Origin of the sequence: Anaerostipes sp. Marseille-Q3525, from assembly GCF_018223505.1 — a bacterium.
In the GTDB taxonomy this organism is placed as follows: domain Bacteria; phylum Bacillota; class Clostridia; order Lachnospirales; family Lachnospiraceae; genus Anaerostipes; species Anaerostipes amylophilus.
This window is the reverse complement of record NZ_JAGTTT010000001.1, coordinates 1-24,206: the sequence shown is the minus strand read 5'-3', so window position 1 is coordinate 24,206 and position 24,206 is coordinate 1. Positions and strand designations below refer to the sequence as shown.

General features: G+C 38.1%; 18 protein-coding genes and 1 pseudogene. 6 read left to right on the top strand and 13 right to left on the bottom strand.

Features of this window, described 5'->3' with window-relative positions; all coding sequences use genetic code 11:
• Positions 1 to 214 precede the first annotated feature (214 nt).
• Together KE503_RS00095 and KE503_RS00090 are read right to left on the bottom strand one after the other, a co-directional pair.
• Positions 215 to 2,314, bottom strand: coding sequence for a BglG family transcription antiterminator (locus tag KE503_RS00095; RefSeq protein ID WP_022375349.1), 2,100 nt, complete (start codon positions 2,312 to 2,314; stop codon positions 215 to 217).
• 87 nt (positions 2,315 to 2,401) lie between these two features.
• Positions 2,402 to 3,292, bottom strand: coding sequence for a LysR family transcriptional regulator (locus KE503_RS00090; RefSeq protein ID WP_022375350.1), 891 nt, complete (start codon positions 3,290 to 3,292; stop codon positions 2,402 to 2,404).
• Between the two features lie 156 nt (positions 3,293 to 3,448).
• Here KE503_RS00090 and KE503_RS00085 point away from each other — a divergent pair, with 156 nt between their 5' ends.
• Entirely contained in the window at positions 3,449 to 4,114 is a 666-nt protein-coding gene (locus KE503_RS00085; protein ID WP_022375351.1) for a class II aldolase/adducin family protein, read from the top strand.
• Positions 4,115 to 4,132: 18 nt separating this feature from the next.
• Complete coding sequence (locus KE503_RS14925; protein ID WP_055197693.1) at positions 4,133 to 5,173, top strand: zinc-binding dehydrogenase; 1,041 nt, start codon at positions 4,133 to 4,135, stop codon at positions 5,171 to 5,173.
• Positions 5,174 to 5,655: 482 nt separating this feature from the next.
• On the opposite strand, the gene uvrA is transcribed toward KE503_RS14925, so the two are convergent.
• From uvrA to KE503_RS00040, 8 genes are all read right to left on the bottom strand, one after another.
• The gene (gene uvrA / locus KE503_RS00075; RefSeq protein ID WP_117944491.1) at positions 5,656 to 8,481 is read right to left on the bottom strand and encodes an excinuclease ABC subunit UvrA; all 2,826 of its coding nucleotides are present in this window, start codon (positions 8,479 to 8,481) and stop codon (positions 5,656 to 5,658) included.
• Between the two features lie 40 nt (positions 8,482 to 8,521).
• The gene (gene uvrB / locus KE503_RS00070; protein ID WP_022375354.1) at positions 8,522 to 10,510 is read right to left on the bottom strand and encodes an excinuclease ABC subunit UvrB; all 1,989 of its coding nucleotides are present in this window, start codon (positions 10,508 to 10,510) and stop codon (positions 8,522 to 8,524) included.
• Between the two features lie 155 nt (positions 10,511 to 10,665).
• Entirely contained in the window at positions 10,666 to 11,808 is a 1,143-nt protein-coding gene (locus KE503_RS00065; protein ID WP_022375355.1) for a S41 family peptidase, read from the bottom strand.
• A gap of 50 nt (positions 11,809 to 11,858) precedes the next feature.
• Positions 11,859 to 13,067, bottom strand: a complete 1,209-nt coding sequence (locus KE503_RS00060) for a murein hydrolase activator EnvC family protein (RefSeq protein WP_212384244.1) — start codon at positions 13,065 to 13,067, stop codon at positions 11,859 to 11,861.
• 12 nt (positions 13,068 to 13,079) lie between these two features.
• On the bottom strand, positions 13,080 to 13,988 hold the full coding sequence (ftsX, locus tag KE503_RS00055) for a permease-like cell division protein FtsX (protein WP_055197701.1): 909 nt from the start codon (positions 13,986 to 13,988) through the stop codon (positions 13,080 to 13,082).
• Entirely contained in the window at positions 13,978 to 14,658 is a 681-nt protein-coding gene (gene ftsE, locus KE503_RS00050) for a cell division ATP-binding protein FtsE (RefSeq protein ID WP_117944535.1), read from the bottom strand. The genes ftsX and ftsE overlap by 11 nt, the downstream gene beginning before the upstream one ends.
• Positions 14,659 to 14,665: 7 nt before the next feature.
• A complete protein-coding gene (locus KE503_RS00045; protein ID WP_022375359.1) occupies positions 14,666 to 15,751 on the bottom strand; it encodes a PucR family transcriptional regulator in 1,086 nt (361 codons plus the stop codon).
• Between the two features lie 251 nt (positions 15,752 to 16,002).
• Positions 16,003 to 17,262 carry an LCP family protein gene (locus KE503_RS00040; protein WP_022375360.1) on the bottom strand — a complete coding sequence of 420 codons (1,260 nt, stop codon included), beginning with the start codon at positions 17,260 to 17,262 and terminating at the stop codon, positions 16,003 to 16,005.
• A 133-nt stretch (positions 17,263 to 17,395) separates the two neighbouring features.
• On the opposite strand from KE503_RS00040, the gene ymfI reads away from it, so the two are divergent.
• A complete protein-coding gene (ymfI, locus tag KE503_RS00035) occupies positions 17,396 to 18,121 on the top strand; it encodes an elongation factor P 5-aminopentanone reductase (protein ID WP_212384243.1) in 726 nt (241 codons plus the stop codon).
• A gap of 486 nt (positions 18,122 to 18,607) precedes the next feature.
• Here ymfI and KE503_RS00030 read toward each other — a convergent pair whose 3' ends face one another.
• Positions 18,608 to 19,483: a LysR family transcriptional regulator gene (locus KE503_RS00030; RefSeq protein ID WP_212384242.1), complete on the bottom strand. Its 876-nt coding sequence runs from the start codon at positions 19,481 to 19,483 to the stop codon at positions 18,608 to 18,610.
• A 171-nt stretch (positions 19,484 to 19,654) separates the two neighbouring features.
• On the opposite strand from KE503_RS00030, the gene KE503_RS00025 reads away from it, so the two are divergent.
• From KE503_RS00025 to sdaAA, 3 genes are read left to right on the top strand one after another with little or no spacing between them, the layout of a single operon-like run.
• Entirely contained in the window at positions 19,655 to 20,878 is a 1,224-nt protein-coding gene (locus KE503_RS00025) for a dicarboxylate/amino acid:cation symporter (RefSeq protein ID WP_117944495.1), read from the top strand.
• Between the two features lie 3 nt (positions 20,879 to 20,881).
• Positions 20,882 to 21,550, top strand: coding sequence for an L-serine ammonia-lyase, iron-sulfur-dependent subunit beta (gene sdaAB, locus KE503_RS00020; protein ID WP_212384241.1), 669 nt, complete (start codon positions 20,882 to 20,884; stop codon positions 21,548 to 21,550).
• A gap of 18 nt (positions 21,551 to 21,568) precedes the next feature.
• A complete protein-coding gene (sdaAA, locus tag KE503_RS00015) occupies positions 21,569 to 22,438 on the top strand; it encodes an L-serine ammonia-lyase, iron-sulfur-dependent, subunit alpha (protein WP_212384240.1) in 870 nt (289 codons plus the stop codon).
• 175 nt (positions 22,439 to 22,613) lie between these two features.
• Here sdaAA and KE503_RS14920 read toward each other — a convergent pair.
• A pseudogene (locus tag KE503_RS14920) lies at positions 22,614 to 22,787 on the bottom strand (bifunctional 4-hydroxy-2-oxoglutarate aldolase/2-dehydro-3-deoxy-phosphogluconate aldolase); the annotation flags it as partial.
• On the bottom strand, positions 22,780 to 24,206 hold a 1,427-nt coding region (locus KE503_RS00005), incomplete at its 5' end, for a recombinase family protein (RefSeq protein ID WP_212384239.1). The pseudogene KE503_RS14920 and the gene KE503_RS00005, both read right to left, overlap by 8 nt.

Genomic DNA, 24,206 nt, shown 5'->3' with positions numbered 1-24,206 from the left:
TCGTTTGTTCACGAGATTTCTTTGGCCAATTTGTTTATCTCTTGTTTACAATACATATAGTACCATGCACATTAGACAAAAAACAGTGAAAGGTTTTTCTCTTTTTCGGAAATTTTTTATTCTGGTACAATTTATTTCTATGGTGCAGAAATAAAATAGATCAGTTGAATTCATTTCCCATAATGAGAAATAAATTCAACTGATCTATATTTGCTTATCCTACAATGCTGTATTCATATTGTTCAATAATGCGTGCCATCTCTTCTCCGTCGACTGCCTCATGTAACTTCTTTCGATATTCTTCATCTTTGAGCATATTGACAAGATTAAAGAATGCTTTTAAGTAACTTCTATGATCAATTGCACTCAAACAACAGACAAACTCGATCGGATCAAGTTCTTCTACTCCAAACGGCACCGGATTCTTCAAACGGATCAAATGCATTCCAAGACGAATACTTCCTTCTTCCACTTTCGCATGAGGCATTGCAAATCCTGGTGACAATACGATGTATGGTCCGTATTCATTGACGCTTTCGATCATCGCATCAACATAGCGGTCTTCTATGTAACCTTGGTCTACCAGCTGCTCTGCAGATCTTCTGATCGCATCTTTCCAATCTGTACATTCTACGTCAACTTCAATATCGGATGCCCGTAGCAGATGATGTAAGGATGGAGATATGATATTCGCATCATTTTCCACTGACTGCTTAAAATAATTCCTTACGACTTTACGCAGTTCTTTCATTACGACTCTTGCTTGATCTTTTGGCTCCACCAGTTCGTTGATCACAGGTGTGATCTCTTCAAGCAATTCTGATGCATTTAATTTATCATCTTCTGTTCCATCTGGAATGTTACGGCTATTTCTTAATGCATCAATTCGGTTTCCTACACGGATATAATCAGCATCATTGAATGCCGCAGAAACTACAACATACTCCAATGGGCAACTCTCAAGCGGCACTGTGGATATGACAAAATCTGCTGCATTCGGTTTGATATTGATTGCTTCGTGGGCAGAAATCACATCAACTACTCTGAATTTGAAATGTCGTTTTAATTTCTCTAATAACAAGATGGATGTACCAATTCCTGCATGACAGGCAACAATGACTCTGAAAGATACTTCCTTGTTCTTCTTACGTTCTATCGCCGCACAGACATGAATCGCAATATATTTTACTTCAATTTCTGTAAGTTTTCGTTCCGTAAACTTATAGATAACTGGCATCTGATCAATCACAACATCTAACACATCTTGATTATCTTCCAGAACTTCATCAATGATATCTGCTTCTGGATAATCCATCGGTGGTGCTGAAAAAATTGATTCCAAATGATTGGAGAGATTCTCAAAGAAATCATAATCTACATTCAGGTTAATTCCAAGTTCTGTGGAAACTGTGGAAATATACTGTCTGGTGATCATCTGGATGATCATTGTATTTTTATTAAATGTTCCATTGTTCTTAAATCTGACTTCATCCAAAAAAGTACTGAAATTCTTGATATCATCATCACTGATAACAACATCACAATACTGTGAAACATATTTTAAGATATCCATTGAAAACATATAATTATCGCTGTTGATCTCTGGCTGTGGTTCCAAAAACTCTCCAAGCTTATTCCTGTTAATGAGAATTCTTAAATATAGCAAAATCTCCCTAAATGAATTGTCTGGAAGGAACTTCTTATAGCATCGTTCTTGTTCTGCTATGATTTTCTGAATAATATTAATATCTCCAGACTGTACATGAACATGTTCTGAGATAATATTCTTATGATTATCATAAGTTCTTAATGTCGGGCGTAATAATTCAAACAGAAACTTTCTCTTGTCACTTTCCAATCCATCAATACGCAATCCTTTGTTTGCATGAGATATGACTTCAAGATTTCCCTGGCGTATAAACTTTTTTATTTCTTTTAGATCATTGATCACTGTTGCTCTACTTACCATTAGTCTGTCAGCAATATCTGCTAAAGTAATATAGTCTGCAGAATTAACTATGATTGCTGATGCAACCTTTTTTCGCTCTTCTTTTGATAGCTTGTAGTTATAAAAATTACCTTCTAACAATAAAGATAATGATTCCTTAAAATCTTTCGGAATAGAAACTATACCCCCCCCCGGTTTTATATCAATTTTTTGCTTTTTATTCTTGTCCAAAATTTCATTAATTTCTTTTAAATCATTTCGAATCGTCTTCTGTGAAACTTGGAAATATTCCGCAAATCCTGAAACTGTGATCTCATCTTTTTCCTTGCTTAACAACTGTACAATCTTTGTACTACGCTGATTCATCTTTATGTGCCTCCTGTCATAGTCTATCCTGTTAAACGTCTCTGTTTTGTAGTTTATATGACTTTTATTTTTTTTGCAAGTACAATTTTATAGAAAGTTTTCATTATAACTTAATGTAAATTTTAAAAAATTTTGTGCATTTTTACTCAATTGTCGATCTTTTCTCATTGCAAGACAAGTTTCTCTTTTCAATGTCATTTCTGGCATTTCAAGGATCTTTAAACCTTTCTTCATCGGTGTCCCATTCTGTGCGATAAATGCCCAACCCAATCCACTGGCTATAAAATTCTGAATCTCTTCGGACGAAGTACGGTAATGTATATCCGGTGTAATCTCCTGCTCTTTAAAAAATTCATTAATCTCCCGGTCCATTGCCGAGCCTTCTGTATAAGAAATTCCCGGCTTACTCATAAGATCCTCTGGATGCAACTGTTTCATCTTGCCCAGTACATCTTTTTGATTCACAACAAGCTTGATCGGATATTCCATCAGTGTGATCATTTTGATATCCGGATCTTCTTTTTCTCCAATCGAACAAAAGCCAAAATCTATTTTATCTTCTTTCAGATCCCTCAAAATAACCGATGTAGCTGCAGCATAGGATTCAATATTTATTTTCTTGTCTTTATTTGTTTTGAAGAACTCTCTTAACAGATTTGGAATATAATTTGGCGGCATTGGTCTTGTATATGCAAATCGAATATTTCCTGTATATCTCTGATAAATGTGTTCCTTTGTCTGTTCTGCCCTTTTAGAAGCCTCTACAACTTCTTTTGCATATGGAAGAAATTCCTTTCCCTCTTTAGTAAGAAATAAAACTCTTCCCTTTTTCTCAAATAATAAAAAACCGAGTTCTTCTTCTAATTTTCGAATTGCCTGTGTCAGACTCGGCTGTGCAATCAACAATTCTTTTGCTGTCTGTGTCAAATGACCATTTTCTGCGACTTTCACGAAATAATTTAATTGTGCTAATGTCATATTCCCTCCAAATTCATAGGTAAAACCTTTGTTTTCTTATCATAATACATATTTTACATTATGTTTTTGTAATTGTACAATACAAATATCAGCTGATCCTTAATTATTTTGTCAATGTCTCAAATTAATATGTTAATGTCTTAAAGGAGTTTAAATATGTCAGATAGAAATAATGAACTAAAAAAAGAAATTTTATATTATGCAAAACTCATGGATGAAAAAGGAATGGTCAACACTCTGGAAGGAAATCTTTCCATCCTTGATCGTGAAACAGGAAAAATGTATATCACACCTTCTGGAACAAGAAAGCGTTTCCTTAACGAAGATAAGATTGCTGTTGTAAATACTGAAAACGGGGAACAAATCGAGGGAACTGTCAAAAGATCAAGTGAAATTTTATTGCATGAAGCTGCTTTAAAAGCCCGCCCTGACTGCAATGCTGCTGCTCACATCCATGCCCCTTACTTAACTGCCTATGCTTACTGTGGGAAAGATATCAAGTTAAAATGTTCCACTACATTTTCACTGGTATTCGAAGAAATCCCATGCCTTCCTTATGGATTGCCTGGAACAATTCATATCGCAGATGGGATTGAAGATGCTATCAAAGACCATGATCTAATTTTACTTGGCAATCATGGGTGTATTGCTGTTGGAGAAACTTTGGAAGATGCAGTTAAGATTATCGAAGCTGCAGAAGAAGTTTTAAGAATCTATCATTTAACAAAAGATATCGGACCTGTTCATAATATTTCTGATAATGATCTAGAAGAATTATATGAAAATCATCCAGGAAGCCGCAGAAACCGTTATGGAAAATAAAAAGGAGGAAGAAAAATTATGCAAGCAGCTTTAATGTATGGACCAAATGATATCAGAGTTGAAGAAATTGATAGACCAGAATGCCCAGAAGGAGGATTTGTCCTAAAAGTTATGGCTGTTGGTCTGTGTGGATCTGATATCCGTAACCTGACAACAGACTCTAAATCTGGTAAATATCCTCACATTTATGGTCATGAGATCACTGGGATCGTTGATGAAGTTTCTCCTTCCTGCAAAGAATATAACATCGGTGACCGCCTTTATATTTATCCCGCTGATCACTGTATGCAGTGCGAACCATGCAGAACTGGTCATAGTGAAATGTGTGAGAATCTTGGAAATAATTTAGATCGTCCAGGTGGATTTGCGCAATATTACACTGTCCTCCCAAGACAGATCGCCCGTGACGTTATCTATAGAATTCCTGATAAAATCAGCTATGATCGTGCTTCTCTTGGGGAACCTTTATCCTCTGTCTATGCATGTCAGGAAAATATTGATGTCGGCTTCGGAGAAACCATCGTTATCATAGGTGCTGGCCCAATCGGATGCTTCCACGCAAAACTAGCCAAACTACGTGGTGCTAAAAAGGTTATTATGATTGAAATTAACGACAAGCGTCTGGAAACTGCAAAACAGTTTGGTGTTGATCACACGATCAACAGCTTAAATGAAGATCCAATCCAAGCAGTAAGAGAACTTACAGATGGTAAAGGTGCCGACAAAGTCATCTCCGCAAACCCATCTACCCAGGCACAGGCACAAGCCATTTTCATGGCAAAAAGAACTGGTATCGTTGTCTTCTTCGGTGGTGTCGCAAAAGGTGCCTTGACAGAGCTTGATACGAACTATATCCATTACAACGGTCTTTGGATTTATGGACATTATGGTTCTAACAGTATGCAGGTACAGAAATCATTTGAACTTGCGATTTCTGATGAATTTGAGGCTGAGAAATTTATTACACATGTATTGCCACTTAGTGAGATTAATAAAGGAATTGCCTTGACAAAATCTGGTGAGGCAATCAAGGTTGTATTACATCCAAATGAATTTTAATTTTGTAGAATTGAACAATTATAGAATTCGACTCTATAGTGTGGACAATTCACAAAATTGAAAAATTTGAGGTGGTGTGTATGGAGAATGATATTGGATAAGAATTAAGGTTTTCTCAAACAGATGATATGAAACTTATCAGCCAATACCATTTAACATACACACTATATAGCAGTTTCGATAGACTTCAGTTTTATGTGACGGAAATAAGATAACAAGAAATATTTATAAGAAACCGGTGGCAACAATTAGCAGATTTTAAGTGCGTTTTTTACAAATTCGCAGCGCCCTGTGGTTGATTGTCTGAACGTAGCTGCGGACATTTTGGTTCGCAGCCAGTGAGTTATCAAAGGAACAGGCGCGGATCAGAGATTTGTAAAAAACGCTCTTAAAATCTGCGTGTTGCCACCAGTTTCTTATAAATATTTCTTGTTATCTTATTTCCGTCACATATACGAAATCCTACCGTCGCAAATCAGAATTTATCGCTCCAATATTCCCTTCAAATACTGTCCAGTATATGATTCCTCAACTTCACATATCTCTTCTGGTGTCCCCGCTGCTACAACGGTTCCGCCGCCTGCTCCGCCTTCTGGTCCCATGTCGATTATATAATCTGCTGTCTTGATCACTTCCAGATTATGTTCGATAACGATCACAGTATTTCCGCCTTCTGTTAATCTTGCAAGGATATCTACCAGTTTGTGAACATCTGCAAAATGCAGTCCTGTTGTTGGTTCGTCTAAGATATAGATTGTCTTTCCAGTGCTTCGTTTGCTTAATTCTGCTGCCAGTTTTATTCTCTGGGCTTCTCCTCCTGACAATTCTGTAGATGGCTGTCCTAATCGGATATAGCCTAATCCTACATCTCTTAATGTCTCCATCTTACGGCTGATCGATGGAATGTTTGAAAAGAAATCGCAGGCTTCTTCAACTGTCATATTCAGAACATCATAGATGCTCTTTCCTTTGTATTTGACTTCTAGTGTCTCTCTGTTGTAACGCTTTCCATGACATACTTCACATGGTACATAGACATCTGGCAGGAAATGCATCTCAATCTTGATGATTCCATCTCCGGCACAGGCTTCACATCGTCCACCTTTCTTGTTGAAACTGAATCTTCCTTTGTTATAGCCTTTTGCCTTTGCATCTTTTGTCATTGCAAAAAGATCTCTGATCTGATCAAAGACTCCCGTGTAGGTTGCAGGATTGGATCTTGGTGTTCTTCCGATCGGAGACTGATCGATCGCTATGATCTTATCCAACTGATCAAATCCTTCAATATCTTTGTGCAGTCCTGGCTTTGTCTTTGCTCTATTTAATTCTTTTGCCAGACGTTTATATAAGATCTGATTGACTAGAGAACTCTTTCCTGATCCAGAAACTCCTGTGACACAGGTAAAGATTCCTAGTGGAATTTCTACGTCAATATTCTTTAAATTGTTCTCCTGTGCTCCGATCACTTTCAAGAAACCAGATGGTTTTCTTCTTACTTCCGGTACTGGAATCTTGATCTTTCCACTTAAATATGCCCCTGTGATAGATTTCTTGTTCTTCATGATCTGTTTGGCAGTTCCTGTTGCTACAACTTCTCCACCATATTCCCCAGCTTTGGGACCGATATCTACAATGTAGTCTGCTGCCAGCATCGTATCTTCATCATGTTCTACGACGATCAATGTATTTCCCAGATCTCTTAGATTCTTCAATGTGCGGATCAATTTGTCATTATCTCTCTGATGAAGTCCGATACTTGGTTCATCAAGAATATAAGCAACTCCAACCAGACCAGAACCAATCTGTGTCGCCAAACGGATTCTCTGAGCTTCCCCTCCTGATAAAGTTCCTGTTGCTCTTGAGAGTGTCAAGTAATCAAGTCCTACGTCGTTCAAGAAACCAATTCTTGCTTTGATCTCTTTTAATACCTGCTCTCCTATCATTTTCTGACGATCATTTAGTTCCATTGTCTCTAAAAATGTTACCATCTCACCAACAGACATATCACACATCTCGGCAATATTTTTACCAGCAACAGTAACGGCCAGTGATTCCTGTTTCAAACGCTGCCCGTGACACTCATCACATGGTGTGATCGTCATAAATGTTTCATATTCTGCTTTCATGTTCTGAGATGCTTCACGATATCTTCTTCCAACATTCTTGATGATTCCTTCAAATGCGACATCATAAACGCCTTCGCCTCTCTGACCCTTGTAATAGACTTTAACTTCTCTGCCACCTGTTCCATATAATAAAATATCCTTAATTTCCTGTGGATAATCCTTAAATGGTGTTTCCAGATCAAAATGATATTCTCTTGCCAGCGCATCTAAGATTGCTCTTGTGTAACTCTTCTTATCAGTTGATGACTGCCATCCAAATACCTGAATCGCACCCTCTGCAATGCTTAGTTTCTGATCTGGGATCATTAAATCTACATCAAACTCCATCTTGTATCCGAGTCCATGACATACTGGACACGCCCCAAATGGATTATTGAACGAAAAACTTCTTGGTTCTACTTCATCAATGCTGATATCACAATCCGGACATGAAAAACTCTGGCTGAAATTCATTGGTTCCCCGCCTATCACATCAACTGTCATCAAGCCATCTGCTAGATTCAGTGTTGTCTCAATAGAGTCAGTTAAACGTTTCTCGATTCCTGGTTTGATCACCAGACGGTCTACCACAATCTCAATGTTATGTTTCTTATTCTTCTCCATCGGTATATCTTCTGACAGATCATAGACATTGCCATCCACCCTGACACGGACATAGCCGCTTTTCTTCGCATTCTGAAATACCTTGACATGCTCTCCTTTTCTTCCGCGTACGATTGGTGCAAGAAGCTGGATTCTTGTCCGTTCTTCTAACTGCATTAAGCGGTCTACCATCTGATCAACTGTCTGCTTGCTGATCGGTTTTCCACACTTTGGACAATGTGGAATCCCAACTCTTGCATATAATAATCGAAAATAGTCATAAATCTCTGTGACTGTTCCAACCGTAGATCGTGGGTTTCGATTGGTTGATTTCTGGTCAATAGAAATTGCAGGTGATAATCCTTCAATACTGTCTACATCCGGTTTCTCCATCTGACCTAAAAACTGTCTTGCATAAGAAGATAATGATTCCATATATCTTCTCTGCCCTTCTGCATAGATCGTGTCAAATGCCAAAGAAGATTTACCAGAACCACTCAATCCTGTAAAAACAACAAACTGATTTCTCGGTACTTCCAAATCTATATTCTTTAAATTATTTTCTCTCGCACCTTTGATGCGGATCATCTCTTTCTTCATTGATACGCTCCTAATCTGTAAATTTGTAATTCATTTAAATTCAGTCATCATATTCCTGATATGCAATCTTAAATTCCTTCAATTCATCTCGAAGCTGTGCTGCCATCTCAAAGTTTAATTCTGCTGCTGCCTGATTCATCTTCTTACTTAACCGCTCGATCACTTCTTTTAGTTCCTTCTTGGACATAGATTCCATGTCCTTTTCATATCCCGTACTTTCTTCTTCGTGATCATCTGATATCTTAATGAGATCTCTGATATCTTTCTTGATCGTCTGTGGTGTAATTCCATGTTCTTTATTATACTTATCCTGAATTGTTCGTCTTCGTTCTGTCTCTGTGATCGCTGCATGCATAGAATCTGTCATGTTGTCTGCATACATGATCACATGCCCTTCACTATTTCTCGCAGCACGTCCGATCGTCTGTACAAGAGAAGTTTCAGAACGCAAGAATCCTTCTTTATCTGCATCAAGGATCGCTACTAACGTAATCTCTGGGATATCCAACCCCTCTCTTAATAAGTTGATTCCAACTAATACGTCAAAAACTCCCATTCTTAAATCTCTGACAATCTCAATTCTCTCTAATGTATCAATATCGGAATGCAGATATTTTACACGGATACCGACTTCACGCATGTAATCCGTTAATTCCTCTGCCATACGTTTGGTCAGTGTTGTAACAAGAACTTTATTCCCTTTATCTGTTTCCTTATGAATCTCTCCAAGCAAATCATCAATCTGTCCTTCTACCGGACGCACATCAATCGCTGGATCTAATAATCCTGTTGGTCTTATGATCTGTTCTGCCCTTAACAATTCATGCTCTTCTTCGTATTTACCAGGTGTTGCAGATACAAATAACATCTGATCGATCTTCTGCTCAAATTCACTAAATTCCAGAGGACGATTGTCCTTAGCCGATGGCAAACGAAATCCAAAGTCTACAAGTGTTGACTTTCTTGACTGATCTCCTGCATACATTCCTCCAATCTGCGGAACAGTAATATGTGACTCATCAATGATCATCAAAAAATCATCTCCAAAGAAATCGATCAATGTACTTGGTGGCTGTCCTGGTTCTAATCCTGCTAAATGTCTTGAGTAATTCTCAATCCCAGAACAAAATCCAGTCTCTCTTAACATTTCAATATCAAAATTTGTTCGTTCTGCAATTCTCTGTGCTTCGATCAGCTGGTCATGCTCTTTAAAATATGCCACTTGTTCGGCAAGTTCTTCTTTGATTCCTTTGATCGCACGTTCAATCTGCTCCTGTGGTACAACATAATGAGATGCAGGGAAGATTGCAACAAAATTAAGGCTCCTCTTTACTTCACCCGTTAAAACATCAAATTCTACGATCCGGTCAATCTCATCTCCAAAAAACTCAACTCTGACCGCATCCTCAAATGTAGATACCGGCAAAATCTCCAGCACATCTCCCTTAACCCTGAAGGTACCTCTCTTGAAATCAAGTTCGCTTCTTACATACTGAATATTGATCAGATCATCAATAACCTCATCCCTGTCTTTGATCATTCCAGGTCTTAGAGAGATCATCATCTCAGAATAACTTTCCTTACTACCAATTCCATAGATACAGGATACACTTGATACAACGATCACATCTTTACGTTCGATCAAAGCTGCTGTCGCACTATGTCTTAGCTTATCAATCTCGTCATTGACAGAGGAATCCTTCTCAATGTAAGTATCTGTCGATGGCACATATGCTTCTGGCTGATAGTAATCATAATAGGAAACAAAATATTCTACTGCATTATGCGGAAAAAATGCCTTAAATTCACTGTATAACTGTGCCGCCAATGTCTTATTATGGGCTAAGATCAATGTTGGTTTATTCAGATTCTGTATAATGTTGGCCATCGTAAACGTCTTACCGGAGCCTGTAACACCAAGAAGTGTCTCAAATTGATTTCCTTCCTTAAATCCCTTGGTAAGCTGCTCGATCGCCTGCGGCTGATCACCCATTGGTTTATATTCTGATACTAATTCAAAATGATCCATATAAATTCTCCCTGTGCAAAAAATCAAACAATTGCTATATGGTCTGCTGTTTATTATGTGCCTTTTCTTTTATTTTCATCTATGCTTGATTATATCAAAGTATAAAAAGAAAGTACAGAACAAATCGAATGTTTGTTCTGTACTTATTTTATTGATTATTTCTTCTGTAAAATAGAAATTGCTTTATCAAGCTGTTCATCTGCTTTTGTCTTTGTATTGTCTTTTACCTCAACATCTGGTTTGATTCCTTTTTTGTGGATATTATGCCCAGCTGGTGTGTAATAAGATGAATATGTCAATTTAACATAAGAACCATCCCCAACTTCAAAAAATCCCTGCACGATTCCTTTGCCAAATGTCGTTTCTCCAACTAGTGTTCCTGTATTTCTATCTTTGACTGCTCCGGAAAGAATCTCCGCTGCACTTGCACTGTTACCATTTACTAAGACACATAATGGCATATCAAGCTGTTCATTTTTAGTATCTTTATAATATTTTTTATTGCCATTCTTATCTTCTGTATAAACGATCGTTCCCTTTGGAAGAATCTGGCTTGCAATATCTACCACACTTGTTAACAATCCTCCCGGATTATCTCTAAGATCAATGATCAATTTCTTGGCTCCTTGTTTCTTCAAACTTGCAAGGCCGCTTTTAAACTGGCTGACTGTCACTTCATCAAATTCAGTAACCTGAAGATATCCGATCTGATCTTTCAACATTTTCGTCTCAACCGTTGGATTCTCAATGGATTGTCTTGTAAATGTATATGTCTTTGTTGTCTGATTTCTTGTAAATGTTAAGTTTACCTTGGTTCCTTCTGCACCTTTGATCTTCTTTACAATATCATCAAGCGCATCTGATGTTTTTACTTTGTAATTTCCTACTTTTATTAAAACATCACCTTTCTTTAATCCACTTCCATCTGCCGGACTTCCTTTGACTGGTTTAACTACTGTGATAATACCTGTCTTGATATCCTGTGTCATGTAAATTCCTACTCCATAATATACTCCACTTGTTGACTCTTCCAGTTCTTTAAAGTCACTCTCTGAATAATATGTTGAGTATACATCACCAAGTCCTGCAACCAATCCTTTATATGTGTAATCTTCCAGATCACTTTTCTTCACAGATCCTTTATAATATTTATCAATAATCTGTTCAATACGATTAATCTTTCTTGCTGTCTGCAGTGTTGAGCTTGGAACAACGTATGCACGATAAAGGAAAAAACCTTCCACAATGCATACAACAACAAGAAGTCCTACAAGTATTTTTGATAATTTCTTCTTCATGAAATTAGTTCCTTTCTTTTATGTAATGTATTCTGTTTGAACACATGTTATTATAAGTAATTTTGAGGATTTACATAATTTCCATTCTTTTTCACAACAAAATGCAAATGAGCTCCTGACACCATTCCTGTTGCCCCTGATCTCGCAATTGTCTGTCCCTTGCTGACTCTTGAACCTGAAGATACAAGAAGTTTTGAACAGTGAAGATACATTGTTTCCAACCCATTTCCATGACTGATCTTTAAATAATTTCCATTGTAAGAATTATATCCTGCATCTATGACTGTCCCAGATGCTGCTGCCACGATCGTTGATCCTGTCGAGCAGGGAATATCAATTCCTGCATGTAATTTCCTTACTCCTGTCACTGGATGGATGCGGTATCCATATCCAGATGAAATACTGTGGCAGGATGGAACCGGCCAGCCAAGATTTCCAGAAGAAGTAGTTGTTGTATTATTCTTCTTCGCTGTTGTCGCAGATGCCGACGGTTTTGTCTGTGATGGCCGTTTGCTTGTTGAACCTACTGATGTACCAGTATCTGATTTAGATTCTTTGGCTGATTCTTTTACAGAAGCCATATCCAAATCTTTCTGATCTGGCTCCTCTGCTTCAAATGCAGCAAGCAATGCACTGTTTGATGCTAGCTTCTTCTGATACCATACAATCTTCTCTTGTTTCTTCGCAACGGCCTGATCTAACTTCTCTTTCTTTACTTTTGCCTGCGCTGTTAACGTCTTTGCTGTTTGGTAATCCTTCTTTAAACGGCTTTCTGCGATCCGAATTGTGTCTTCCGTTGTCTGTAATTTCAAAAACATATTGCTGTCATATTTTGAAACCTTTGAGACATAATCTGCCCGTCTTAGAAATTCCTGAAAATTGCTTGCTTCAAAGATTACTTCCATATAAGCCATATTCCCATTCTCATAAAGAAATTTAATACGCTTGCTCATAATCCTTGACTGTTCTTCTTTCGACTGTTTTGCTTCTTGCAAACGCTCCTGCGTATCTTTCAGTTCTTTTTGGACGGAAGAAAGCTTTGATCTGTACTTTTCATAAGTTTCATGACTTGCTGTCATTTTCTCATCAAGCTCTTTGATCTCATTTTGTATTTTTTTATTTTTTTCCTGAAGTTTTTTATTTTCATTCTGAACTTGTTGTTTTTTGTCCACTGCCCAGACGGATACTTTATAAACATTTAATGTAAGCATTGCAGACAACATCATCAGGACAATTCCTATATGATATCTCCTTTTCATAGTCTCACCTTCCTAGACTTTTAAATACTTTCGGATCGTAATAGAACTTCCAAGCAACCCGATCACGATCCCAACTATTAAAGATAATGGTAATAAGTATATCATAATTTCCTGAATCGGTACAAACTTCATAAATACTGTAACTACATGGAATTTATCATTCATCCATGAAATGATACCCTCATAACCTGCAAAGATCACAGCTGTCGGAATCAACGAACCGATTACACCAATAATGATTCCTTCTGCACGAAATGGTGCTTTAATGAATCCATTTGCTGCACCTATAAGTTTCATGATCGCTATCTCTTCTTCTCTTACTGCTACTCCGACAGAAACTGTATTGCTCACAAGGAAAATAGAAACCGCCATCAGTATCACGATCACTGCTCCTGCAATATAGCTCCCCATCGTATTCATCTTTGTCATTCCTTCTGCTGCTCCCTCAGAGTAACGGACTTTTCTGACACCATCAATCTTCTCTAAATGTGATACCACCATTTTATATGATTCTACTTCCTTTAATGTGATCTCATAGGAATCAGATTCTTTTAATGGGTTGTTTCCTTCAAATCCTTCTAAAAGTTCTTCATTTCCCTGAAATACATCCTTCTTATAGATTTCCCATGCTTCTTCTGCTGATACATACCTCATCGTAGCAATATCTTCTTTTTGACGTATTTCTTTTCCAATCTCATTTTTTCTTTCTTTTGAAATTCCCTCATCAAAAAAAACAGAAATTCCAACCGATTGTTCCATCTGCTGCATCGTTGATCTGACATTTAATGCAACTGATAAAAAAGTTCCAAGCAAAAAGACACAAGCAATGATCGTTCCAAGTGATGCCAGTGAAAACATCTTATTCCTGAAAATATTTCTTGTGCCTTCCTTAATTCCATACAAAAATCTTCTAAATATCATAGAACCCCCTAGCTTCATCCTGCTGTATCTGTCCATCTTCGATCTGGATAACTCGTTTTCCCATCTCATTCACAAGTTCACGATTATGTGTAACAACCAATACTGTTGTTCCTTTCTTATTAATCTCTGACAAAAGTTCCATGATTTCCCTTGCCGTCACAGGGTCAAGATTCCCTGTTGGTTCGTCTGCCAGCAGTAATACCGGATGATTGACAAGTGCTCTGGCAATCGCTACCCTTTGTTGTTCTCCTCCTGATAATTCATTCGGAAATGCTTTCATACGATCTTTGAGTCCTACCATGTCAAGCATATTCTCCACTTGACGCTTGATATAGCGGTTTGGAGCCTCTACAACTTTCTGCGCAAAAGCCACATTCTCAAAGATGGTCCGATCCTTAAGCAGACGGAAATCCTGAAATACCATTCCCATCTGCCTTCGAAGTTTCGGAAGTTCCTTGCGTTTTAATTCTTTATAATTCTGTCCATTAACTATGATCTGACCACTTGTTGGTTCAAGTTCTTTCTGCAAAAGCTTCATAAGTGTCGTCTTTCCTGAACCACTTTTGCCAACGATAAATACAAACTCGCCCTTCTCTACATCAAGTGATACATTGGTAAGTCCTGTATTCCCTTTATCATATTCCTTCGTTACATTCTTTAATGTGATCATCATAATTCTAATCCATTGTGTCCATATGTTTCATATATTTGACTACCATCAGTGCTATTTTAAATGCAATAGCATCTTCAAAGTTTCTTAAGTCCAGATTCGTATTCTTCTGAATCTTGTCCAGACGATATACTAATGTATTACGATGAATAAATAACTGTCTGGATGTCTCGGATACATTCAGGTTATTCTCAAAAAATTTGTCGATCGTCGTTAATGTCTCTGCATCAATAGAATCTGGAGAATAATCTCCAAAAACTTCCCTGATAAACATCTTGCATAATGGAAGAGGCAGCTGATAAATCAGTCTTCCAATTCCAAGCTGATTGTATGCGATCACCTGAGCATCTTCATAGAAAATCTTACTGACTTCCAATGCGATCTGTGCTTCCTTATATGATCTTGAAACATCTTTGATCGTCTCTGCAATGTTACCAATTGCAATCTTCACTTCTTTGATACCATATTCATTCAAGCCCTTCACAATCTCCCTGGCATGTGCTAGGAATTCTGTCTGTCCTTCTTCTCCATTAACTGGTGTCACATATACAATACTCTTCTCATCCACTGCTGTAATAAAATCAGTATCTCCATCTGTCTCAACTTCTTTCATAGCTTCTAACAGATTCTGATCCTTCTCATATTCTGCCTGAATCAGAAATGCTACCCTTCTCTGCTCAACTTCAATATGAAGCTTCTTAGAGCGATTATAAATATCAACTAATAATAAATTATCTCTTAACAAATTCTTTACAAAGTTCTCCTTATCCAGGCGTTCTTTGTACGCTGTCAACAGGTTCTGAATCTGCATCACCGCCAGTTTACCAATCGTATACGCATTCTCGCTCATTCCATTCACAAGAAGAATATATTCCAATCTCTGTTCATCGAAGATCTTAAAATACTGAAAACCATCGATTACCTGACTCTCTGCCATAGACTCTGCAAATTCTGTAGCATGTTCTGTCAAAGATTCCTGAACCTCCATTGTTGTTACTACGATACGACCGGACAGATCTAAAATACACAGATCGATTCCAGTCACTTCTTTCATTCCACTAATTGTCTCTTTTAATATCTGATTTGAAATCATCCTTTTATCAACCTTTCATATTTGCCGTTCAACCTTTTCTTTTACTATACAGCATTTTAACCAAAAAAAAAAGAAAAATTTAGTAATTTTTACATGATATTGTGGATTTTATACAAATTTTTAGCAAAAAACATACAAACTTTAAGCAAACTCCTGTGTCTCATTGCAGTAAATTCCTGTTTTATCGTAAAAAAGAGATGTTTCGAAGCTATCTTTCTTCAAAACATCTCTTTTATATTATACCTTATTTACTAAATTTCATCTTCCGTTCCAACAATAATACAGATTCTTGCACCGCTGCTTACTGTTCCAACTGTATATTCTGGATTCTTAAAATAACTCTTTAAATCCTGTCCTAAAGACTTGTCTTCAACAATGATCTTCGTATGTGTCAGTGATCCCTCTCTGTATGTTTTAACAGAACCCACTGTATATCCATCACTTGACAGTTTATCTTTCCATCTTCCAGCTAATCCGGAAATTGATGTTGAATTTTGGATCTCAATAGAAATATTCTTGGATGATGACGAACTTTCTGTTGTTTTCTTTGCTTCTGTTGTACTTGAACTTAATGCAGAACTTAAATCTCCATCTTCAGATAACATCTCATCAAAAACTCTCTTGGCTTCATCTGTATCCAGTTTGAACTTTCCATTACTTTCTGTTCCATCTAACACTTTGAAGTTTAGATTCTTATCTTTAATCTGGCGAATTCTCTTAAGATAGCTTTCTACATTTTCATAAGACCCATCAGAATCAACTGCATCAAAATATTCCTGTGCATATTCTTTATATTCAGATAACGATTTATCGTTCAATGCAGCAGCAACAGCTACACAAATCTCACCTGTAAGTTCTGCCTGCTGGTTCTTGTCTTCAAAAATATCAGTTTCACTCATCAGTGAATAAACAGCTGTTCCATTCAGACTGTTCTCACCCTCATTCAATGTAACATATTTGTCTGTGGAATCAGTATAAGACATTGCCTGATCAAATTCTACTTTAATGTCCCCCGCCTTATTTATCAATGTTACAAACTTCTTGCGTGATAACAATTCATAAGAATTAATTGTAATTCCAAGTGTATTCTCCACCTGTTTTTTCATCAAAGCTCCGTCTTCCTTCGTTGCTTTGATAACATCTGCAACCGTCGCCTCGCTTACATTTGTTCCAAGAGTTTCCTTTACCGCCTTCTTACCGCTCTTTGTAAGTTTTAATGTCATATCCTGACGTAATGGAACAAAAATCATCTCTTGGTTTCTATTATGATAAATTCGGATCACGATGGAATTTCCTGTCTGGATCATTCCAACGTCTACCTTTTCTTTACTTTCTTCTTTTAACTGCTTTGCAATCTCAGCTTTCTTATCTTTTTTGAATTTACTTGCAAAATATGTCTTAAACCCAAAAAAACTTGCAACTCCACCGATGGCTGTCACCAGTATCACTACAAGAATTCTGGCAAATATCGCTTTCGCACCAAGCTTATTCTTCTTTTTCTTCTTCGCCATCTTTCTGCTCCTTCCGTGTATAAACTTCGTTAAGTATATCAAATTATTCGATTTATTTCAACAATCCTCTATGTTATAATCGTCTTAATATTTTCTTAAAACACTAGATTTATAAACGAAACGAGGTATACCAATGAAAACTGTACTGATCACCGGAAGTTCCCGCGGAATCGGCCGTGAAACCGCCTTATATTTTGCATCTCAGGGCTGGAATGTCATTATCCATGGATTCCGTCACCCTGAAAAACTTGATTCATTAAAAACAGAAATCCTTTCTCATTCTGTATCCTGCCTGTCTTTTTGCGGTGATATCAGCAATCCTTTGTTTGTTGATAAAATGATCACGGAATCTCTGAAAGTCTTTCCAAAAATTGACTGTCTTGTAAACAATGCTGGCATTTCCCAAGTTGGACTGTTCACAGATGTAACCATCGATGACTGGAATTTAATGATCAACACAAATTTAACTTCCGTATTTACAACTTGTAAAAATATCATTCCACACATGCTTCATTATCATAAAGGAAAAATCATCAATATTTCTTCCATCTGGGGCGAAGCAGGTGCATCCTGCGAAGTTTTATATTCTACTACAAAAGGTGGAATCAATGCATTTACAAAGGCTTTAGCAAAAGAAGTTGCTGCTAGTAATATTCAGGTGAACGCCATTGCTTTTGGAATGATCGATACGGAAATGAATGCAGAATTTGATGAAGAAGATCTGGCTATGATCAAAGATGAGATTCCGGCAGATTATATTGCCAGCCCGAAAGAGGCGGCACAAATGGTTTATCATGTGGCAGAAGCACCAGGTTATATGACTGGGCAGATTGTTACTTTTTCTGGAGGATGGTATTAAATTTTAAGTTAATAGTTGGCCAACTGTAGAATTCGAGTATATGATAAAAAATAAATAAGCAACCGAAAGCGATGCGGTGGAATTTTTGCTCATATTTTGAACAAATCGCTGATCCGCCCAATTTCCTACGAAAACTCGCTCTGGAGTTTTGTCTAAGACAAAAATCTTTGAAGCTCAGACATTCGTCCAATTGGGCTGCGAATTTATTCAAAATATGGCAAAATTCCAATGCATCGCTTTCGGTTGCTTATTTATTTTTTATCATATACCAGAAATCTATAGAGTGGACAATTCACAAGATTTTCCCCGAAGCTTCGAAATATACTGCCTGCAGTTTAAAAGTTTCCGGCACAGTTTCATCGAAAGAAGCTGAGGAAGTCTGGTATCCCGCTTCATTCTTGGCAGGTCATCGCACAGCGATTTAGTTCAATCGGTGTTATTTGATCTCTTTTAACTTCTGTTAACGAATGCAACACTATCTACAAATCAGAATTTACAATACTCCACAAATTTCTCCATCTCTTTCGTCATATATTTATTCGCATGATAAAACACCTGACGATACATCGTAATATCAATATCTTTGACATCTAATTTGGCAATTTTCCCTTCTTTGATATCTTTTTCTACAACAAATAATGGCAGATAGGAAAGTCCTTTTCCTGTCTTTAGCATTTTCTTGATAAATGCGGTATCACTGCATTCAAGAACCGGTGATAACGTCTGTTTTCGCAAGGATAATTCCTGTTCTAATGCCTGTCTGTAATTGGCATTTCGTTCGGTCAGATATAATGGTGCATTCAATATTTCTTCTACTTTGATATCCTTTTCCCCTGTGAATTTATAATTTGGTGCAGATACAAAGATCACAGGCTCGGCTTCCTCTAAGACTTTTACCCAGTTTTTATCCCATCTTGGTGTGTCCAGAATATAAATGACATCGAGTTCATTATGCTCCATCATCTGAATCAACTTTTCTGGTGAATCAATCGTTATTTGGATCCTTACTTGTGGATGTTCATTGCGAAATTTTTCTACAATCTCTGGCAATTTTACCGTACAAAGGGATTCGATCGTTCCGATATGTAATGGATTTTTTAACTCTGCAGTATCATTCATTGCATCTTTTGCCTTATACATTTCATCAATAATCTTATTTGCATGGATCCAAAATTCTTTTCCGCTTGGTGTCAGTGTCACTTTTTTCCCTGTTCGGTCGAATAACCTGACTCCTAATTCTGTCTCTAACTGACGGATCTGAACAGTGACTGCTGATTGCGAATAGCCCAGTAATTCTGCGGCTTTCGAGAAGTTTTTTACTTGTGATATCTGCATAAATGTCTGTATCTGACGGAATTCCATTTCTTCTCCTTTGTACTATTATGAATAATTTTCAATGTTACTATTAAATCTATGAATTTGATTCATCTATATGTGGATGATACAATACAAACATAAAGACGTCAAACATTTTTTTGTGCACATTAAATAAATTAAGATGATATGTGATTATACTTTTAGAGGAGTAAAAAAATGGAAAAGAAAAAATTTAAACTTGGTCTGGTACCAAAACTTATTATTGCTATTATCATTGGTATCCTGTTTGGACAATTCCTTCCAACTGGATTTTGCCGCTTTGTTGTTACATTATCTGGATTCTTCAGCACTTACTTAAAGTTCATCATTCCACTGATGATCCTTGCTTATGTAACAATGGGTATCGCTGATCTGTCACAAGGTGCTGGACAGCTGCTTTTGATCACGGTTGCTCTTGCTTATGGGTCTACTTTACTTGCTGGTACAGCTTCTTACCTTGTATCATCAAATCTGTTCCCACACTTTATGACTTCTGGGGCATTAGACCAGATCGCTGCAACTGCTGATGCATCACTGAAACCTTATTTTTCACTGACGATCACACCACTATTTGATACATTATCTGCAGTTGTTCTTGCTTTTATTTTAGGATTATGCTTATCCACAATGAAAGGAAAAGAAATTGGAAACAGCCTTTACAACGGAATGAGTGACTTTTCAACGATCATTGATAAAGTACTTCACAAAACGATCATTCCTTTATTACCACTGTATATCTGCGGTACATTTACAGATATGACAAAGTCAGGAAAAACATTTGCGATCCTTGGAATCTTATGGAAAGTATTCTTAGTTGTCATCTTAATGCACTTTGTATGTATCGCGATCCAGTTTACAGTTGCTGGTTCTATCAGCAAAAAGAACCCTCTGACTCTTATTAAAAATCAGGTTCCTGGTTATACTACAGCTTTAGGAACTCAGTCTTCTGCTGCCACAATTCCTGTTAATCTGGAATGTGCAAAGAATGACGAAGTCAGTTCTCAGATCCGTAACTTTGTCGTACCTCTTTGTGCCAATATCCACATGGCAGGTTCTATGATCACGATCACAGCATGTGCAACTGCTGTCTGTCTGATGAACCAGTTACCTATCAGTCTTGCAACTGTCGTTCCATTTATTATGACACTTGGTGTTGCAATGGTCGCTTCTCCTGGAGCTCCAGGTGGATCTATCATGACAGCATTGCCTTTCCTTTACATGGTATTTGGTACAACAGCAGGAGATACAAACGGACCAATCTGTGCTTTAATGGTCGCACTTTATATCACACAGGATTCCTTCGGAACTGCATGTAACATTTCCGGAGATAATGCGATCGGAATCGTCGTAGATTCTATTTACAAGAAATTTATCTTAAAAGAAGATACAGTGGAGGCTTAATTTATGTCTTTTATCAGTGCATTTGATGTTATGGGGCCAAATATGATCGGTCCCTCAAGCTCCCACACAGCTGGAGCTGCAAGGATCGCATTTCTCGCAAGAAAAATGTTAAATGGTACACTGAAAAAAGTTCAATTTACACTCTATGGATCTTTTGCAAAAACCTATCATGGACACGGAACGGATCGTGCCTTATTAGGTGGAATCATGGGATTTGGAACCGATGATATGAGAATCCGTGATTCTTTCGAGATTGCAAAAGACATTGGACTTGATTTCTCTTTTGTACCAAATGAAATAGAAACTGATGTCCATCCAAATACAGTGGATATCTTAATGACAAATGAAAACGGAGATCACATCATGATCCGTGGGGAATCTTTAGGCGGTGGAAAAGCCAGGATCTGCCGTATCAATGATGTAGAAGTCGATTTTACTGGAGAATACAGTACCTTGATCGTGATTCAGAAAGATAAACCTGGCGTCGTTACTTATATCACAAAATGTCTAAGTGATCAGGATGTTAATATCGCTTTTATGCGTCTTTTCAGAGAATCTAAAGGAAATACCGCTTATTCTATCGTTGAATCCGATGGTCTTCTTCCTGAAAACATCGCAGACGAGATCACAAAAAGCCCAAATGTCTCAGATGTTATGATCATTCAGCTGTAGAAAGGAGACTGAAATATTATGGATTTTAAAAACGCAAATGAATTGCTTGATTTATGTAAAAAACATGATCTTCCAATCTCCGAAGTGATGAGACAGCGTGAGATCGTAGAAGGGGAAAAAGAAGCTGATACAGTTCATGATGCAATGGCAAGAGTTCTTGAGATCATGAAAAATGCTGCTTTTACTCCGATCAAAGAACCGGTTCGTTCCATGGGTGGACTGATCGGTGGCGAGGCAAAGAAGATTGCTTCCCGGTATCATTCTGGATTTGGAATCTGTGGTGATCTGTTAGAAAAAAGTATGATCTATGCGATGGCGACTCTTGAGACGAATGCATCCATGGGGTTGATCGTAGCATCCCCAACCGCAGGGTCTGCCGGAATCGTTCCTGGACTTTTACTTGGACTTCAGGAAGTTCATAAATTAGATGATGAACAGATCATTCAGGCACTGTTTAATGCCAGTGCGATCGGATATCTTGCTATGAGAAATGCAACGGTTGCAGGTGCTGTCGGCGGGTGTCAGGCGGAAGTCGGTGTTGCTTCTGCGATGGCTGCTTCTGCCATTGTCGAACTGCTTGGCGGTGATCCAGAACAATGTCTTGGAGCTGCCTCTACCGTTTTAATGAATATGTTAGGTCTTGTTTGTGACCCCGTTGGCGGGTTGGTGGAATATCCATGCCAGAACCGTAACGCTGCTGGGGTTGCAAATGCGATCATTGCAGCTGAGATTTCCTTATCTGGAATCCGTCAGCTGATCCCGTTTGATGAAATGTTAAACGCGATGTATATCGTCGGCAAACGACTGCCGGCTGAACTAAGAGAAACCGCCCAGGGAGGCTGCGCTACAACTCCTTCTGCATGTGCCGCATGCGGAGGTTGTGCGTAAAAATTCCTTCAGAACACAATTTATATAGTAGGTAATGAATCAATCAATCTCTTTCTTGCCTCTCTTGGGTGTTTTCATATATATTATCTAAATATACAAAAGCAGCTAGTATCCATTTTCGATACCGCTGCTTTTTTTCTATATAAGAATATATGGAGTGCAATTTATAATATTTTTATCGAATACCTTGTGCTAATTTCTTCGCTTCTTTTGTTAACTGTTCAATTTTATCAAAATCTCCTGCCTTCACAAGATCTCCTTTGACCATCCAACTTCCACCTGCTTGTTCTGCTGGGAAGAATTTTACTACTTTCAGTCCTTTTTTTACTGCCTGTGCTACTTCAGTCGGTCATTTTTTGCGGACAGTTCATACATGCTATCCTTTTCTGTTCTCTGCTCCTGCGTTTGCTCTCGTTTGATTTCTCCCTCCGTATCTTCTTGGCACAAGCAGGACAATACCTTGATGCACCAGAGCCCGGGACATATTCAACGCCGCACACCGTACAATTTTTAGCGGGCATTGCTGCCCACCGTTTTGTAGGTATGATATGTAATTCATCGACAAAGCCGATGAATTTATAGTAAATCTTGATTTCCTGCTTCACTGTTCCGTCTGCCATCTTCTCACGCTCCGAAACAAGTATCTTGTCTATGAGTGCGTTTATAACTGTTGCATCCAGTTCTTTTAAGCCTTGATAATTTCGGATAAGGGCGAGGAAGTCACGGATTCCCCGTGATTTCTCGTAGCTTTCATTAAGAGTTTCCGTCACCTCTTTCAGCCTTGCTTCAATTTCAAGCTGCTCTTTCTGGTATTTCCCCGACATCATCTCAAAATTCCGCTCGGTAATACGCTCCATGACCTTATCCTCGTAGAGAGAGGAAAACAGCCTGTCCAGTTCCGCAAGGCGTTTGTTCAGCTTCTTACGTTCTTTCTCTAATGCTTTCGCCCTGCTCTGGTCTGTTTCCGTGAGCCGCTTTTCTATGGCCCTGACCGCCTTTTCATCATTCACTGCCATATCCGCAAAACAGTTGATGTCGGCAAGAACGGCATTGAATAAATCCCTTGCTTCTATATTGTGGGCACTACACTCGCTTCTTCCGTTTCTTGCATAATTATTACATGAATACTGTACACAGTCGATAATCTCTGGGCGTTTCCTCCTGTGTACGTTCATTGCCCGCAGAGCACATCCGCAGTCCACACACTTGATAACGCCTGCAAAAATATTTACAAATCCTCCCTTGTTCTGTGGAAGCCTACGACTTGTAATAAGCTGTTGGACAATATCAAATTCCTCCTGCGTGACTATTCCCTCATGGGTATTGGGTATCACTTCCCATTCTTCGGGCAGCTTAGAGGGGCGTTTCTTGCTTTTCATATTGGCGGCAATCCGTTTGTAGCCTACAAGATTTCCCGCATATATCGGGCTTCTTAAAATGCTCCTCACGCTGTTCCCACTCCAAATATAGCGTTTGTCCTCGTTCCCCTCAAAATGACGTTCAAAGCCTGTTTCGCCACGCTCCGCCGCATAAGCGGCAGGGCGTAGGATATGCTGTTTATTAAGATGTCTGCAAATTTTGGCAACTCCATTCCCTTTTAATGCAAGGTCGAATATCTCTTTTACAACATGTGCCACTTTATCATCTATCAGCAGATGGTTGTGGTCGGCAGGGTCTTTGATATAGCCATAAGGGGCGGTAGTTCCCATGAATTTCCCCTGTTGAAACCTCGCCCGATATGCCGATTTTATCTTAACAGATATGTCAG